The 14,059-nt window shown below is 41.5% G+C and carries 13 protein-coding genes; 3 read left to right on the top strand and 10 right to left on the bottom strand.

Annotation, left to right across the window (positions count from 1 at the left end; all coding sequences use genetic code 11):
• Nucleotides 1–5: 5 nt before the first annotated feature.
• The 5 genes from NQ560_RS02770 to NQ560_RS02750 form a co-directional block, all read right to left on the bottom strand.
• Complete coding sequence (locus NQ560_RS02770; protein ID WP_005335987.1) at nucleotides 6–830, bottom strand: energy-coupling factor transporter transmembrane component T family protein; 825 nt, start codon at nucleotides 828–830, stop codon at nucleotides 6–8.
• Between the two features lie 46 nt (nucleotides 831–876).
• Nucleotides 877–1,728 (bottom strand): energy-coupling factor transporter ATPase, encoded by an 852-nt coding sequence (locus NQ560_RS02765; protein WP_005335989.1) that lies wholly within the window; start codon nucleotides 1,726–1,728, stop codon nucleotides 877–879.
• A complete protein-coding gene (locus NQ560_RS02760) occupies nucleotides 1,713–2,564 on the bottom strand; it encodes an energy-coupling factor transporter ATPase (protein ID WP_005335990.1) in 852 nt (283 codons plus the stop codon). Before NQ560_RS02760 ends, NQ560_RS02765 begins: the two co-directional genes overlap by 16 nt.
• Nucleotides 2,565–2,606: 42 nt before the next feature.
• Nucleotides 2,607–3,125 (bottom strand): peptidylprolyl isomerase, encoded by a 519-nt coding sequence (locus NQ560_RS02755; protein WP_005335991.1) that lies wholly within the window; start codon nucleotides 3,123–3,125, stop codon nucleotides 2,607–2,609.
• 231 nt (nucleotides 3,126–3,356) lie between these two features.
• Nucleotides 3,357–3,983 carry a hypothetical protein gene (locus NQ560_RS02750; RefSeq protein WP_005335992.1) on the bottom strand — a complete coding sequence of 209 codons (627 nt, stop codon included), beginning with the start codon at nucleotides 3,981–3,983 and terminating at the stop codon, nucleotides 3,357–3,359.
• 320 nt (nucleotides 3,984–4,303) lie between these two features.
• Between NQ560_RS02750 and proC the strand changes: the two genes are divergently transcribed.
• Nucleotides 4,304–5,098 (top strand): pyrroline-5-carboxylate reductase, encoded by a 795-nt coding sequence (gene proC, locus NQ560_RS02745; protein ID WP_040015757.1) that lies wholly within the window; start codon nucleotides 4,304–4,306, stop codon nucleotides 5,096–5,098.
• A 227-nt stretch (nucleotides 5,099–5,325) separates the two neighbouring features.
• Here the strand turns inward: proC and NQ560_RS02740 are convergent, their stop codons facing one another.
• The gene (locus tag NQ560_RS02740) at nucleotides 5,326–5,883 is read right to left on the bottom strand and encodes an HD domain-containing protein (RefSeq protein WP_040015758.1); all 558 of its coding nucleotides are present in this window, start codon (nucleotides 5,881–5,883) and stop codon (nucleotides 5,326–5,328) included.
• 240 nt (nucleotides 5,884–6,123) lie between these two features.
• Here NQ560_RS02740 and NQ560_RS02735 point away from each other — a divergent pair, with 240 nt between their 5' ends.
• Nucleotides 6,124–6,861, top strand: a complete 738-nt coding sequence (locus NQ560_RS02735) for an SDR family NAD(P)-dependent oxidoreductase (protein WP_005335998.1) — start codon at nucleotides 6,124–6,126, stop codon at nucleotides 6,859–6,861.
• Nucleotides 6,862–6,929: 68 nt separating this feature from the next.
• Here NQ560_RS02735 and NQ560_RS02730 read toward each other — a convergent pair whose 3' ends face one another.
• Both NQ560_RS02730 and putP read right to left on the bottom strand, forming a co-directional pair.
• Nucleotides 6,930–7,730 (bottom strand): SDR family NAD(P)-dependent oxidoreductase, encoded by an 801-nt coding sequence (locus NQ560_RS02730; RefSeq protein ID WP_005341128.1) that lies wholly within the window; start codon nucleotides 7,728–7,730, stop codon nucleotides 6,930–6,932.
• Nucleotides 7,731–8,060: 330 nt separating this feature from the next.
• Nucleotides 8,061–9,605, bottom strand: a complete 1,545-nt coding sequence (gene putP, locus NQ560_RS02725) for a sodium/proline symporter PutP (protein ID WP_005336002.1) — start codon at nucleotides 9,603–9,605, stop codon at nucleotides 8,061–8,063.
• Between the two features lie 312 nt (nucleotides 9,606–9,917).
• Here putP and NQ560_RS02720 point away from each other — a divergent pair, with 312 nt between their 5' ends.
• Nucleotides 9,918–10,499 (top strand): 50S ribosomal protein L25, encoded by a 582-nt coding sequence (locus NQ560_RS02720; RefSeq protein WP_005336006.1) that lies wholly within the window; start codon nucleotides 9,918–9,920, stop codon nucleotides 10,497–10,499.
• A gap of 182 nt (nucleotides 10,500–10,681) precedes the next feature.
• Here the strand turns inward: NQ560_RS02720 and glmS are convergent, their stop codons facing one another.
• Nucleotides 10,682–12,520: a glutamine--fructose-6-phosphate transaminase (isomerizing) gene (gene glmS / locus NQ560_RS02715; protein ID WP_005336007.1), complete on the bottom strand. Its 1,839-nt coding sequence runs from the start codon at nucleotides 12,518–12,520 to the stop codon at nucleotides 10,682–10,684.
• A 269-nt stretch (nucleotides 12,521–12,789) separates the two neighbouring features.
• Complete coding sequence (locus NQ560_RS02710) at nucleotides 12,790–14,025, bottom strand: Wadjet anti-phage system protein JetD domain-containing protein (RefSeq protein WP_005336008.1); 1,236 nt, start codon at nucleotides 14,023–14,025, stop codon at nucleotides 12,790–12,792.
• Nucleotides 14,026–14,059: the final 34 nt, after the last annotated feature.

Below are 14,059 nucleotides of genomic sequence, written 5' to 3'. Positions count from 1 at the left end.
TCCTGTTAAAAAATCCAGATATGAAACGGTACATATCTTCCAATCACGAATACTGCTGCCACATAAAGAATCACAATTGCATAGGCCACACGGTCACGGCTCACATAACGAAGCGGTTTCATCTTCGTACGTCCTTCTCCTCCGTGGTAGCATCTTGCCTCCATCGCCATGGCAAGGTCATTTGCATGGCGGAACGCAGATACAAAAAGCGGTACAAGGATTGGAATCATAGCTTTTGCTCTTTGAAGCATATTTCCACTTTCAAAATCTGCACCCCTGGCAATCTGTGCCTTCATAATCTTGTCCGTCTCCTCCAGAAGAATTGGGATAAAGCGAAGTGCTATAGACATTGTCATAGCAATCTCGTGAACCGGAATATGAATTTTGTTCAACGGTCCAAGCAGCTTCTCAATAGCATCTGTCAGCTCATTCGGCGTCGTTGTAAATGTCATTAATGATGATCCAATAATCAGATAAATCAATCGGATCGCCATATACACCGCATTTACCAGTCCTTCTTCTGTGATTGTAAAGATCCACCAGTGAACTAATGTGGCACCGCCTCTTGTCAGGAACAACTGAAATAATACCGTCAACATCAAAATCATGATAATCGGCTTCAGACCTTTCACAATATAACCAAACGGTACTTTTGACAAACGTACTACCATCACAAGAAATGCGGTCGCAATGATGTATCCTGGAATACTCCGAAACAGGAATAATGAAATCAAGAATAAAAGTGTGGATACAACCTTCACTCTTGGATCCAGTCTGTGCAATATACTTTTTGCCGGATAATATTGTCCTATTGTAATGTCTCGAATCATTTTTTATATCTCCAATATCTATTTACAAGCCTTTTATCTTTTTTTGCTATTGTCTTCCTAATGCGTGCATAATCTCATCTGCTGCCTCTCCTACAGTTGTAGCAGTCACACCTACCGGGAATCCTTTCATCTTCAGATCATGCATAATGTATGTCACCTGCGGTGCTGCAAGTCCGACCTTCTCCAGTTCCTGATAATGTGCGAACACATTTTTCGGGGTATCGTTATACATCACTTCACCACTGTTCATCACAATCAACCGATCCGCATATCTGGCGATATCCTCCATACTATGGGAAACCAGAATAACCGTCAGATCCGATTCCTTGTGCAGATATGCAATCTGATCCAGAATCTCGTCGCGCCCCTTCGGATCTAATCCCGCAGTCGGCTCGTCCAGTACAAGCACCTTCGGACGCATTGCCAGTACCCCGGCAATTGCAACTCTTCGCTTCTGCCCTCCTGAGAGTTCAAATGGTGATGATTTATAATATTTTTCTTTTAATCCTACAAGCTTCAATGCCTCCAGCGCCCGTGCCTCACACTCTTGCTGTGACAATCCCTGATTCTTCGGTCCAAAACACACATCTGTCAGCACATCTATTTCAAATAACTGATGCTCCGGATATTGAAACACAAGTCCCACCTGGCTTCTGAGTGCCCGCATATCGTACCCATCCTGGTAAATGTTCTCTCCATTATAATAGATGGCTCCGCTTGTTCCTTTGATCAGTCCATTCAGATGCTGGATCAGCGTAGACTTTCCGGAACCTGTATGTCCGATGATCCCCACAAATTCTCCATGTGGAATCTCCAGGCAAATGTCTTTTAACGCATGTTTTTCGTAGGCTGTGCCTTCACTGTATACATAATTCAAATGTTCTATTTTAATTGACATAATGCCTCCACCAGTTCTTCCTTCGTCAAAATTCCATCCGGAATGTCAAGTCCTCGTTTCTTAAGCTCGTCCGCAAGAATCGTCACCTGCGGAACATCTAATCTGTAGTGCTTCAATGTATCGACCTGAGAGAAGATTTCTTTCGGTGTTCCTTCCATCACTACATGCCCGTGATCCATAACATAAATCTTGTCTGCATCGACCACTTCTTCCATATAATGTGTAATCAGTATAACCGTAACTTTCTTCTGCTCTCTTAACTTCTGCACTGTTTTTAAAACTTCTTTTCTCCCCATCGGGTCCAGCATAGCTGTCGGCTCATCAAGAACGATGCATTTCGGCTCCATAGCGATGACCCCGGCAATTGCTACACGCTGCTTCTGTCCACCGGAAAGCTTATTTGGTGAATGATGCCGGTAAGAAATCATTCCAACAGATTTCAAACTGTCTTCTACACGTTTCCAGATTTCATCGGTTGGTACGCCCAGATTCTCCGGGCCAAATCCAACATCTTCCTCCACGACCGTTCCGATAATCTGATTGTCTGGATTCTGAAAAACCATGCCCGCACTCTGTCTTACATTCCACAGCTCGTTCGGATCTTTCGTGTCACGTCCGTCTACCCACATCGTTCCATCAGTTGGCACAAGAAGCGCATTTATATGTTTTGCAAATGTGGACTTTCCCGAACCGTTATGACCAAGAATTGCAATAAACTGCCCTTCTTTCACATCGATATCCACCTCATCGATTGCCCGGGACTTGCCGATAATATTGCCATCTTCATCCCGTTTGTCATATTCAAATACCAGCTTGTCTGTCTGTATCATATCCATGGGCTTTTTGTGCCTCCTCTAATTTAACTGTTTACTTTTATCTTAAACTCTCTCCGGAGCCGGGTATTCTACTCCCATTGTGTCTACCGTAACTTTTTTCATCTTCTGCTCTTCCAGTGGTCTGTCACTGTAATCGGTTGCTGTCTCAGCAATTTTATTTACAATATCCATTCCTTCTGTAATCTTACCAAATGCAGCGTAAGCTCCGTCCAGATGCGGGGAATTCTTGTGCATAATAAAGAACTGGGAACCTGCTGAATCCGGATGCATTGCTCTTGCCATAGAAAGAACACCCTCTGTGTGTCTTAAATCATTTGCAAAACCATTCTGTGAGAACTCGCCTTTGATCGTGTATCCCGGACCGCCCATGCCTGTTCCATCCGGGCATCCGCCCTGGATCATGAATCCACGAATCACTCTGTGGAAGATGAGTCCGTCATAGAATCCGTTCTGAACCAGTGAAATAAAGTTGTTCACTGTGTTCGGAGCAATTTCCGGATATAATTCTGCTTTCATAATGTCACCGTTTTCCATTTCAAATGTTACGATTGGGTTTGCCATATTGTATACCTCTTTCTTCTATATTTTTATTTTAATTTTTCTCAGATTGTTGGAAATTACCCGAAAAGCGAATCTAAATTTGCAGTCATTCTGTTCCCGGTAATTTTCGAAAATCCTGAGTAATATTGTAGCGTAGGTTAGGTGTATCGTCAATATTTCCTGGTACTGATATATTCTATTGTTACTTTTTATTCTATATCTGAAAGCCGGATGGTCAAACACGTTACCTAATTAATTGTAGTGTGGTGTAAGGCGTATGAGGCCTCCTTTTTCTTCGCAGCCGGTGTTCCAGAAGTCTTCAAGTTCGAAGGTGTCGCTTTCCCCATAAGTTGCTGTTTTGATGTACATTTTTTCATCTTTTTCTTCGTATCCTGTGAGCAGGAACCAATGCCAGATATAGTCTTTGTAGGCTTCGTTCTGATGGCGCAAAAGCAGGTACGGTACAGGAATGTCCTGATCTAGTTGTTCTTTAATAAATATAGCTGCTTCCTGCCATGTATGATCACCACAGAATTCTTCCATCCTGATGTAAATATCAGTGTGTTTCGCTTCATTTACATCTTGAATATATCGTCCAAGACCTTCCACGAACCAGCTAAGCTTCCGTACACCGCCAGCACGTGGTTTGAGGTAAGGTTTCATGATCTGGCTGAATGCCTTATAATCTTCTTTTGTAAGGCATTCTATATTGAATGGATAAAGCGGCTTCATCTTTTCATTCTGAAGTCCGAAATAAATGCAACTGTCGCATGCGGTCGCTGCAGCACAGCCACCCATATGCATAACCAGATTCGTGAACCAGTCCTGATTGCCTCCGTAGCACCCTTCTATTGTAAAATAATCCAGTTCTTTTTTCATATTCAGTCACTTCCTAACCAAATTTCTATATATTTTCACTTAATTTCAAAAATGCAAATGCAAAAATTATTTCTTGTATATTATATCCAACTCTGTCACTTCCTACAAGAGCGAGTCTCACAATGTCATCCCTGCCAAAACGCGCAAGAGCGATTCCTTTAACTTCGGATTGACTTCATTTTTCCAGAATGCTATTATTTTCCTAAGATGCCTGGAAAATGATTACCAAACGAATCTTAGCAATACGGCTAAACTACACATTTTCCACCCGGAAATGAACGAACATGGGAAAGGCAAATAATAAGAAAGAAGGAATCACTATGAAATTAGGTTTTATCGGCACTGGAAATATGGCGTCTGCTATTATGGGCGGTATTATAAAGAATCAGATCATCCCTGCAAATGATATTATCGGAGCAGATGTCATGGAAGCTGGACGCGAGCGTGTAAAAGAGCAGTTCAAAATTCAGGTAACTGCTGACAACCATGAAGTTATCAATCGTTCTGATATTGTCATTCTATCTGTAAAACCGCAGTTCTATGCAGAGGTAATTGCCGAAATCAAAGATGATGTTCGTGAAGATCAGATCATTATCACAATCGCACCAGGCAAAACTTTGGCGTGGTTAAAGGAACAGTTTGGTAAAAATGTAAAAATTGTCCGTACAATGCCAAATACTCCGGCGCTTGTGGGAGCTGGTATGACAGCCGCATGCCCGAATGAATATATGACAAAAGAAGAGATTGCTTATGTCCTCACACTTCTGGAGAGTTTCGGACGCGTTGAGATCATTCCAGAGCGCCTGATGGACACCGTCGTTTCTGTTAGCGGAAGCTCCCCGGCTTATGTATTTATGTTTATCGAAGCTATGGCTGATGCAGCCGTTTCCGGTGGTATGCCAAGAGCTCAGGCTTACCAGTTCGCTGCCCAGGCAGTTCTTGGAAGTGCGAAAATGGTTCTGGAAACCGGAAAGCATCCAGGTGAGTTAAAAGATATGGTATGTTCCCCGGCAGGAACAACTATTGAAGCTGTCCGTGTCCTGGAAGAAAAAGGCTTCCGCAGCTCCGTAATCGAAGCCATGAAAACTTGTGAAGAAATTTCCAAGAGCATGTAAAAAATTTTTTATTTTGCAAAAATGTCTTGATATTATCATAATTTTGCAATATAATTTAATCAAATTTTTATTGTATTATTAATTTTACCCAACCCAAATTTTAAGTGTGAACAGCACTTAATCAAACATTGTGGTCGCCCGGTTCCTCAATTAACTTGGCAACAACAAAAAGGAGACGCTTCAGATTCTATTATAAATCTGAAGCGTCTCCTTTTTACACAGCTATATCAGATGTGAGGTGACTCATCTATCCCAAAATTCTTATCTACCAGATAACTGTACTCGCGAAATGCTTCTTCCTGCTCAAATCCTTCGCGCAGAGATTCCCGCAATCCTTTGTAATACCAGCCAATCGTGTTCTTTTCTTTCATTCGGAAACGATTCCACAACTCTTCTCCCATGACCGGATAATCCCTGTCGATATCACGGATATTAGAAAGCTTGTCTGCCAGACCAATCATACGCACTTCATACGGTGCATATTTTAAATGCTCAATCGTATGACTCTTGCGCTCAAACCATGTTTTTGACTTGTCTTCGCTCTCTTGAGCCACCAGCGCTGCCACACGCTCAGAAAACTCCTGCGCCAGTACTTCCCGTGTAATTCCCTGGCAATCCTCGATTGTATCATGCAAAAGCGCTGCACTGATAATCTCCTCATCAAAAGTCAGTGTTGCGACAATCTCACCCACCTCCAATGGATGAACAATATACGGTCTTTTCGTCCCTTTTCGGAACTGCCCCTCGTGTGCCTTTGTAGCAAATGCAATCGCACGAGCGACCATCTGCCCTTTCTTTTCTAATTCGTTCAAAATTTTATCCCCATATTCGCTGCCAGTCACCTGTCTTATTGATAAGTCCTATATTACAAGCGTGCTTATCAACTATTATTTAAATAATAGCATCTCGTTCTTCAAATATCAATCATTCCAGTATATAATAAATATAAATATGTATTTATAAGATGATGTTGTGGATTTTTGCCTCAACTGTAATGCATAAAAACATTTTTCCTGGAGGTCATTATGTCTGAATATACACAAAAATATGCATTTGTTACCGGCTCTTCCCGTGGCATCGGACGTGCGATCGCCCTTCGACTCGCGGCTGAGGGCTATCATATCTTCCTGAACTGTTCCCGCTCTTTTGACGCACTGGAAGAAACCAGACAAGAAATTGAAAAGATTGGCACATGTACACTGGTGCCAGGTGACATTGGAAATCCTAATACTGTGCGGAAAATCTTCCATACGATTGCCAAGACCTGTGACCATCTGGATGTACTGGTAAACAATGCCGGGATTTCCCACATCGGGCTTCTCATGGATATGACTGATGAAGACTGGGACAAGGTGCTTTCCAGTAATCTCTCCTCCGTCTTCTACTGCTGCCGCGCTGCCATTCCTCCTATGCTGTCACACGGAAGCGGAAGGATCATCAACATTTCCTCCATGTGGGGCGTAAACGGTGCATCCTGTGAAGCGGCTTACTCTGCTTCCAAAGCCGGTGTCGGCGGGCTCACCCAGGCACTTGCCAAAGAACTGGCAAGAAGTAAAATTCCAGTCAATGCTCTTGCATGTGGTGTCATCGATACCGAAATGAATAAACAATTAGACGAAGCAGAACGGGCAGAACTTGCGGAAGATATCCCTGCCGGACGCTTCGCCACCCCTGAAGAAGTTGCTGAAATGGTATGGAAACTAATCTGCGCGCCAGAATATCTCACCGGACAGATCATCACATTTGACGGGGGATACTTATAAAGAAAAAAGATGCACGACTGCAGAATCTTTTTCTGCGATCATGCATCTTTTTATTGATAAATTCTTATTTATGGTCTCTGACCCATTCCACCTTCCAGTGTCAGTGTCTCACCACTCATATATTTGAAGTCAGGAGATGCAAGCTGTACACACACTCTTCCGATCTCTTTCTCTGCGTCTGCATAGTGACCTGCCGGCGGCATCTTTACATTTGCCTTAAATGCGTCCGGATAAGCCTGCTCGAATTTCTCAAGCTGTGCAGTCCATGCAAGTGGGCATACGATGTTGACATTGATTCCGTCCGGTCCCCACTCAGTTGCTGCAACTCTTGTAAGTCCACGGATTCCTTCTTTTGCTGCCGCATATGCACACTGACCATAATTACCGAAAAGTCCTGCACCGGAAGCAAAGTTGATGACGCTTCCTTTTGTCTCTTTCAAGTATGGATAGCATGCCTGCATATAATAAAATACTGCATACAATCCTGAATACATTGCCAGATCGAACTGTTCCTGCGTATGATCTGCCAGTGTAACTCCGGATGCAGAAGCCTGTGCATTGTTGATCAGCACATCAATTCGCCCAAATGTATCGATTGCCTGTTTCACAACATTGTCAACAACTGCTTTATTGTCTGCGCCTGCAGATACGTCTGCCTGTACCGGAAGTACTTTTATTCCGTACAGTCTCTCTAATTCTTCTTTTGCATCTGTCAGTTTCTGCACATTACGTCCTGTAATAACAAGATTTGCCCCCTCTTTTGCATATGCAGTTGCGATTCCATATCCGATAGATCCACATCTGCCATCACTTAATACCGCGCGTCCCGCTCCTGTGATGATCGCTGTCTTACCTGTTAAAAATCCCATATTTTCTTCTCCTTTCAGTAAGCCTTTTCTTGTATAACGTACCATATCACATTTTTACACTCAATTCAATGTTATTTTACTATTTTTCACAATTTTCTATAAATAATACGATTGATAGTTAAAAAACAAACTTTTTTCATCAAATTGAGTTAATATTATATCAAATATAGATAATTTAACACTTCCTGCTATGTAACTAAAAAAGGTCCACCGGACCTTTTTGTCGTATGCTTGGCAACGAAAAAGGCGCCATACAGCCAATGTCATGAAGTTAACATTAGCCATATAGCGACCTTATACTTACATTTCTTATTATTTACACTTCTATTCTTACATATCTTTTTCTTCGTATTTTTTATATTCATCAAACTGCGCAAGAATTGTCTCGTCCGGTGCTTTTGTAACCATACTGACGATTACGATAAAACACAGGCTGATAACAAATCCGACTAACAAAGAATAAATACCTGTTGCATTTCCGATTGTCTGTCCATTTACAATTGGAAGATAATCCCAGATCAGCACAGTCGCTGCTCCGGACACCAGTCCTGCCACAGCTCCCGAAAGATTCGTTCTGCGCCAGAAGAGGCTCATAACGACAAGCGGACCAAATGCTGCTCCAAGTCCTGCCCATGCATCAGATACCAGGTCCATGATAGAACTGTTCGGATCCCATGCGATGAAAAATGCTACTACAGCTACGCCAAATGTTGTCATACGTGCTACATTTAATACCTTCTTATCAGAAGCTTCCGGATTCAGAATGTTCTGGTAAATGTCTTTAGATACGGAAGAAGAACATACCAGAAGCTGTGAATCTGCAGTTGACATTACAGCTGCCAGAATTCCACAGATAAACAATCCTGCAATAAATGGAATCGGAATCTTTTCAATGAAAACCTTCTGGATCATCTCAATAAATACTGACTCTGCTGATGGTGCCCCCTCTGTTACTCCGAGAATCTCCGGATAGAGAAAAGCACGTCCGAGCAGTCCGATCGCAATCGTAAATCCAAGGGAAAGTACAACCCACACAATTGCAATTGCCGAAGATTTCTTCAGTTCTTTCTCACTGCGGATTGCCATAAAACGAATCAGGATATGTGGCATACCACAATATCCAAGTCCCCATGCCATATTAGAAATAATCTCTACCGCTGTGATCGGATGATCTCCATTATATGTAAAGCTTAAGTAATTGTCCGGATTCACTCCTGTATTTGCAAGCATGTTATGAAAATCACCACCTACAAATCCCCATGCCAGCACCGGTACTGCAAGAATTGCAATCAACATCAGTAATCCTTGGAAGAAATCTGTAGAACACACTGCAAGAAATCCTCCCATAAATGTGTAGATCAGAATAACTGCTGCACCCAGAAATAAAGCTATATGGTAATCCAATCCAAATACAGTGTTAAAAAGCTTACCTCCGCTTGCCAGCGCGGAAGCTGTATATACCAGAAAGAAAATGACGATAATAACTGAAGAAATACCAAGTAAAATCTTCTTTTCATCGTGATAACGGTTTCCGAAAAATTCCGGAAGCGTCATAGAATTTCCCGCTACAATTGTATATGCACGAAGTGGTCTTGCGATAATAAGCCAGTTAGCAATCGTTCCAAGTCCAAGTCCTACGGCGATCCATGCCTGCCCGGTTCCAAGTGCATATACAGAGCCCGGAAGTCCCATCAGCAACCAGCCGCTCATGTCAGATGCCTGTGCAGACATCGCAGCTACCGGAGCGGAAAGTCCTCGTCCTCCGAGGAAGAAATCGTCTGCCCCCTTCGTCTGTCTCATGCTCCAGATCCCAATTCCGATCATTCCCAAAAGATAGACGCCAAATGCAATTAATATAGATACTGTTGTTGTCATGTTCTCTCTCCTTTTCTATAATCAAAGAACGCTCTCACTTTCGAGAGCATTGTATTAATTATACTAAAAAATGAATATTTGTCAATATATGCTTTCTTGCCCGTTAACGTCACCTGGTAACGACCTGGTAACATTATTCATCTGTTTCATCCGTTATACATGAAACATCAGGTCTTAGTGCTTTGTCTATTTTGCATAATCTTTTTCTCTGTTTTTTATATTTTTTGGTTAATCATAATATTGTGCAGGTGCTATACTACAGTTGTAACAAATAGAACTCATAAAATTATTCAGACTTGGAGGAAAAGATAAATGAATACTTTAAAAGCTGAAAAAAGAACACTTGCCGTAAAGGCAAAAAAATTAAGAAGAGAGGGCTATGTTACCGGTAACGTATTCGGCAAAGAGATGAAAGAGTCCATTCCAGTAAAAATGGATGCTGCCGCAGTTGACCGCCTGCTTAAGACGAGCAATAAAGGAAGCCAGATCATGTTGGATATTGACGGCGAATCCCACAATGTATTGATCAAAGAGGTTGATTATAACCCATTAAAAGGCAGAGTAGATGAGATGGATTTCCAGGCTCTTGTCAAAGATGAAGTTGTACATTCTGTTGCAGAGATTGTTCTTGTAAACCATGACAAACTTGAATCTGGTGTATTGCAGCAACAGTTAGAGGAAGTTTCTTATAAAGCACTTCCATCTGCACTTGTTGACAAAGTTGAGATTGATGTAGCAAAACTCCGTATCGGCGATACGATTAAAGTAAAAGATCTGTCACTTGCACAGGATAAAGATGTCCACTTGGTTACAGATCCTGAGACAACTGTTGTTACTGTAACTGAATCACATATTGCAATTGCTGATGACGAAGACAGTGAAGAGACTGAGTAATCCCAGTATCGGATCATTTTCAAATTGAACATTTTGTATCTGAACAGATATCATAATTGAAATTTGTCAGACACTCATAAAAAATGAAGGCTCCTTAAGTGGGAGGCTTCATTTTTTATAAAGAGGACATAGCATTTTAAATAAACACTATGTCCTCAATTAACATTCTTATTCTATTATTCTTATTCCACTGTTACACTCTTTGCAAGGTTTCTCGGCTTATCTACGTCTAATCCCTTTGCCACGCTCACATAATATCCCATCAACTGTAATGGAATAACTGCAAGTGATGTTGCAAAATGTGGATCTGTCTTTGGAATATAAACAGTGAAATCTGCTGTATCCTCAATATTGTAATGACCAAATGTAGTCAATCCCATAAGGTACGCTCCACGGCTCTTACATTCTACCATATTGCTGACTGTCTTCTCATAGAGATCTGGCTGTGTCAGCACTCCGATTACCAATGTTCCATCTTCGATCAGAGAAATGGTTCCGTGTTTCAATTCTCCTGCTGCATATGCCTCAGAATGGATATAACTGATTTCTTTCATCTTCAGGCTTCCTTCCAGACTGATTGCATAATCAATTCCTCTTCCTACGAAAAATGCGTCTTTTGCATTAGCCTGTTTTGCTGCGAACCACTGGATTCTCTCTTTATCTGCAATAATCTTACTGATCTTATCCGGAATTGTCTGCAGCTCTTCAATATATCCTGTATACTGTTCTTCCGTAATCTGTCCACGAACCTTTGCAAATTGAATTGCAAGTGCATAAGTTGCGATCAGCTGTGTGCTGTAAGCTTTTGTTGTAGCTACAGAAATCTCCGGTCCTGCCAGTGTATAGAATACGTTGTCTGCTTCTCTTGCGATAGAAGATCCGATCACATTTACAATACCAAGTGTCTTAATTCCCATCTCCTTAGATTCGCGGAGTGCTGCAAGGCTGTCTGCAGTCTCTCCGGACTGGCTGATGATAATGACTAGACCTTTTGGATCTAAGATTGGATTACGATAACGGAATTCGCTTGCCAGTTCCACACGTACCGGAATTCTTGCCAGGTCTTCAATGACATACTGTGCTGCCATACCTACATGATAAGCAGATCCGCATGCTACGATATAAATCTGGCTGATCTCTTTCATCTCCTCTTCGGATAATCCTACTTCCGATAAATCAATCGCTCCATTTTTCAGGACAGAATTCAAAGTGTCAGAAACTGCTTTTGGCTGCTCATGGATCTCTTTCATCATGAAATGCTCAAATCCAGCCTTTTCAGCTGCTTCTGCATCCCACTCGACCGTCTTCAACTCTTTCTGAATTTCGTCTCCGTCCAGATTATAAAATGTAATCTCTCCTTTTCTTACGCGAGCCATCTCAAGATTTCCGATGTAATACACATTTCTTGTATATTTCAGAATAGCCGGAACATCAGATGCGATGTAAGAATTCTCACCATCTACACCAAGTATCATCGGGCTGTCTTTTCTTGCCACATAAATCTCTCCCGGATAATCCTTAAACATCATTGCCAGTGCATAAGAACCACGAATACGGATCAATGCATGATTGATTGCATCAACCGGTGTACCGAGATATTTCTTATAATAATAGTCAACTAATTTTACAGCAACTTCTGTATCTGTTGCTGAGTAAAAAGAATAACCTTTACGGATCAGCTTATCTTTCAGTTCCTGATAGTTCTCTATAATACCATTGTGAACTGCTACAACATTGCCATCATCACTGATGTGCGGATGTGCATTTGTCTCAGATGGCTCTCCATGAGTCGCCCATCTTGTATGTCCGATACCACATGTTCCAGGTACGGATTCTCCGCCATTCGTCTTCTCAGCCAGAACTTTCAGACGACCTTTTGCCTTTATGACTTCTGTCTCTTTCTCTCCATCTCTTACTGCGATTCCTGCTGAATCATATCCTCGGTACTCCAGCTTAGAAAGACCATCCAACAGAATTGGTGCTGCCTGCATATCACCTGTAAATCCTACAATCCCACACATACTATAACTCCTTTCACTGCGTCTCTTGTATATGTACACTTCAAGACTCCCTCGTGAGCCCCGATACGAAATCCGGTATCTAAAAAAGCTTTTTTACAACCGGATTTCTCTTATTTGTCATTATATAGTCAATTCTACAATCCGTGTAAGTATACCATAGAAGCTGCGCTGGCGCAAGAGATGAAGCTGATTCAAAGCTATCTTTGTAATTGAATTTGCTTTGCCAGAGTGTATATAATATGATGACTGTCGATGAGATCGAGACATTTTTATATTAACATCTCCTGCTCGATTTCCATCTTATTTTCCAATATACACTGTTTCAGTACTTCTAATTTACCGGCATTCAATGCTTCTAACTTTTTCTGCTTTTTGCTGCATAGCTTAATTCCTTTTTCCTTTTCCAACGCTGCCTTATAAGAGGGAACATCCATCTTCCATGGAATCAGATTTGGAAAAATATTCTTTTCATTATACAAAAAAATCTGTATTCCACCGTAATCCATATCTCCCCAATGATAACACTGGATTTCTTCCGGTGCTGTCTTCATTAACATTTGCAAAAAGCGAACTTCCTTTGGCGAAAAGTAGCCATGACAAAAGATATATAAAACTTTTGGATCATATTCCATGCTTTCATAATTCGCTTTATTCTCAATCACAATGATTTTTTCAACACTATTTCGTAAGCTTGGTACGGCATGCTCTAATGTCTGTGCATTAAGTACCGTTCCATAATAATTCAAGGAAGTGTCGATTTTCTTCTCTATCGCTGTGCCATTTCGATCTGTCATGCAATACTCCACGGCACCTTTCCATTCTAATGTCTGAGAATAACTTAATATTCCATGTGCTGCCAGTATCTCATCATCTGACATGCCTTCTTCATATTGCGGCGAGTATTTCAAAGCTTCGATAACTACACCTTGATAAATGCGTTCGAAAACTTTAGATGGCGTGATATCATTTTTCTTTTCAAATACTTTGGAGCTGAACACGCGCTTCCATTCCGGTTCTTTCAGATCAGCTAGCGCTTTCAGACACTTAAGGAATTCTTCGTCCTCCGCTTTGGATAACTCTTTCGTATTCCCTTTATTCAACTGTTCCAGCACATGATTACAATAAGCGAACAGACAGCTTCCGGATACATCCTCCTGCAGTTTGCACACTCTTGTTATTGCCTGTAACTGGCGTTCTCTAGGATCAATGACCCCAATTAAGTCACATAATCCAGGAATTACTTCTACCCGATAATCAATCTTCGTGATATCTGTATTCATTTCTCTCCAGTCAAAATGCAGATATTCTTCTCCGCCTAATGCTGGAATTCTTTCTAAAACTTTTGCCTGTCTGACCAGTTCATCTCTGCCACCCACTATTTTCAAAAGATCCCCATCCACCTTTGGGTGCTTCATTCCTAAGAGATTCCCTATGCGATAGTCCTTTGTATTTGTCTTATCGATCAACCATTTTGCCAACGGCAGATTCTTTTCATTATATTCCATATTTTATTCTTCGCTTTTCATCATAACCTTACAT

This window comes from Dorea formicigenerans (assembly GCF_025150245.1).
GTDB classification, from domain to species: domain Bacteria; phylum Bacillota; class Clostridia; order Lachnospirales; family Lachnospiraceae; genus Dorea; species Dorea formicigenerans.
This window is presented reverse-complemented; position numbering and strand designations above follow the sequence as displayed.

Excerpts from the sequence above, each read along its gene's own strand:
- NQ560_RS02735 (WP_005335998.1), top strand. The coding sequence starts at position 6,124 with ATGTCTGAATATACACAAAAATATGCATTTGTTACCGGCTCTTCCCGT.
- NQ560_RS02750 (WP_005335992.1), bottom strand. The coding sequence starts at position 3,983 with ATGAAAAAAGAACTGGATTATTTTACAATAGAAGGGTGCTACGGAGGC.
- NQ560_RS02770 (WP_005335987.1), bottom strand. The coding sequence starts at position 830 with ATGATTCGAGACATTACAATAGGACAATATTATCCGGCAAAAAGTATA.
- proC (WP_040015757.1), top strand. The coding sequence starts at position 4,304 with ATGAAATTAGGTTTTATCGGCACTGGAAATATGGCGTCTGCTATTATG.
- NQ560_RS02760 (WP_005335990.1), bottom strand. The coding sequence starts at position 2,564 with ATGGATATGATACAGACAGACAAGCTGGTATTTGAATATGACAAACGG.
- glmS (WP_005336007.1), bottom strand. The coding sequence starts at position 12,520 with ATGTGTGGGATTGTAGGATTTACAGGTGATATGCAGGCAGCACCAATT.
- NQ560_RS02720 (WP_005336006.1), top strand. The coding sequence starts at position 9,918 with ATGAATACTTTAAAAGCTGAAAAAAGAACACTTGCCGTAAAGGCAAAA.
- putP (WP_005336002.1), bottom strand. The coding sequence starts at position 9,605 with ATGACAACAACAGTATCTATATTAATTGCATTTGGCGTCTATCTTTTG.
- NQ560_RS02710 (WP_005336008.1), bottom strand. The coding sequence starts at position 14,025 with ATGGAATATAATGAAAAGAATCTGCCGTTGGCAAAATGGTTGATCGAT.
- NQ560_RS02740 (WP_040015758.1), bottom strand. The coding sequence starts at position 5,883 with ATGGTCGCTCGTGCGATTGCATTTGCTACAAAGGCACACGAGGGGCAG.
- NQ560_RS02765 (WP_005335989.1), bottom strand. The coding sequence starts at position 1,728 with ATGTCAATTAAAATAGAACATTTGAATTATGTATACAGTGAAGGCACA.
- NQ560_RS02730 (WP_005341128.1), bottom strand. The coding sequence starts at position 7,730 with ATGGGATTTTTAACAGGTAAGACAGCGATCATCACAGGAGCGGGACGC.
- NQ560_RS02755 (WP_005335991.1), bottom strand. The coding sequence starts at position 3,125 with ATGGCAAACCCAATCGTAACATTTGAAATGGAAAACGGTGACATTATG.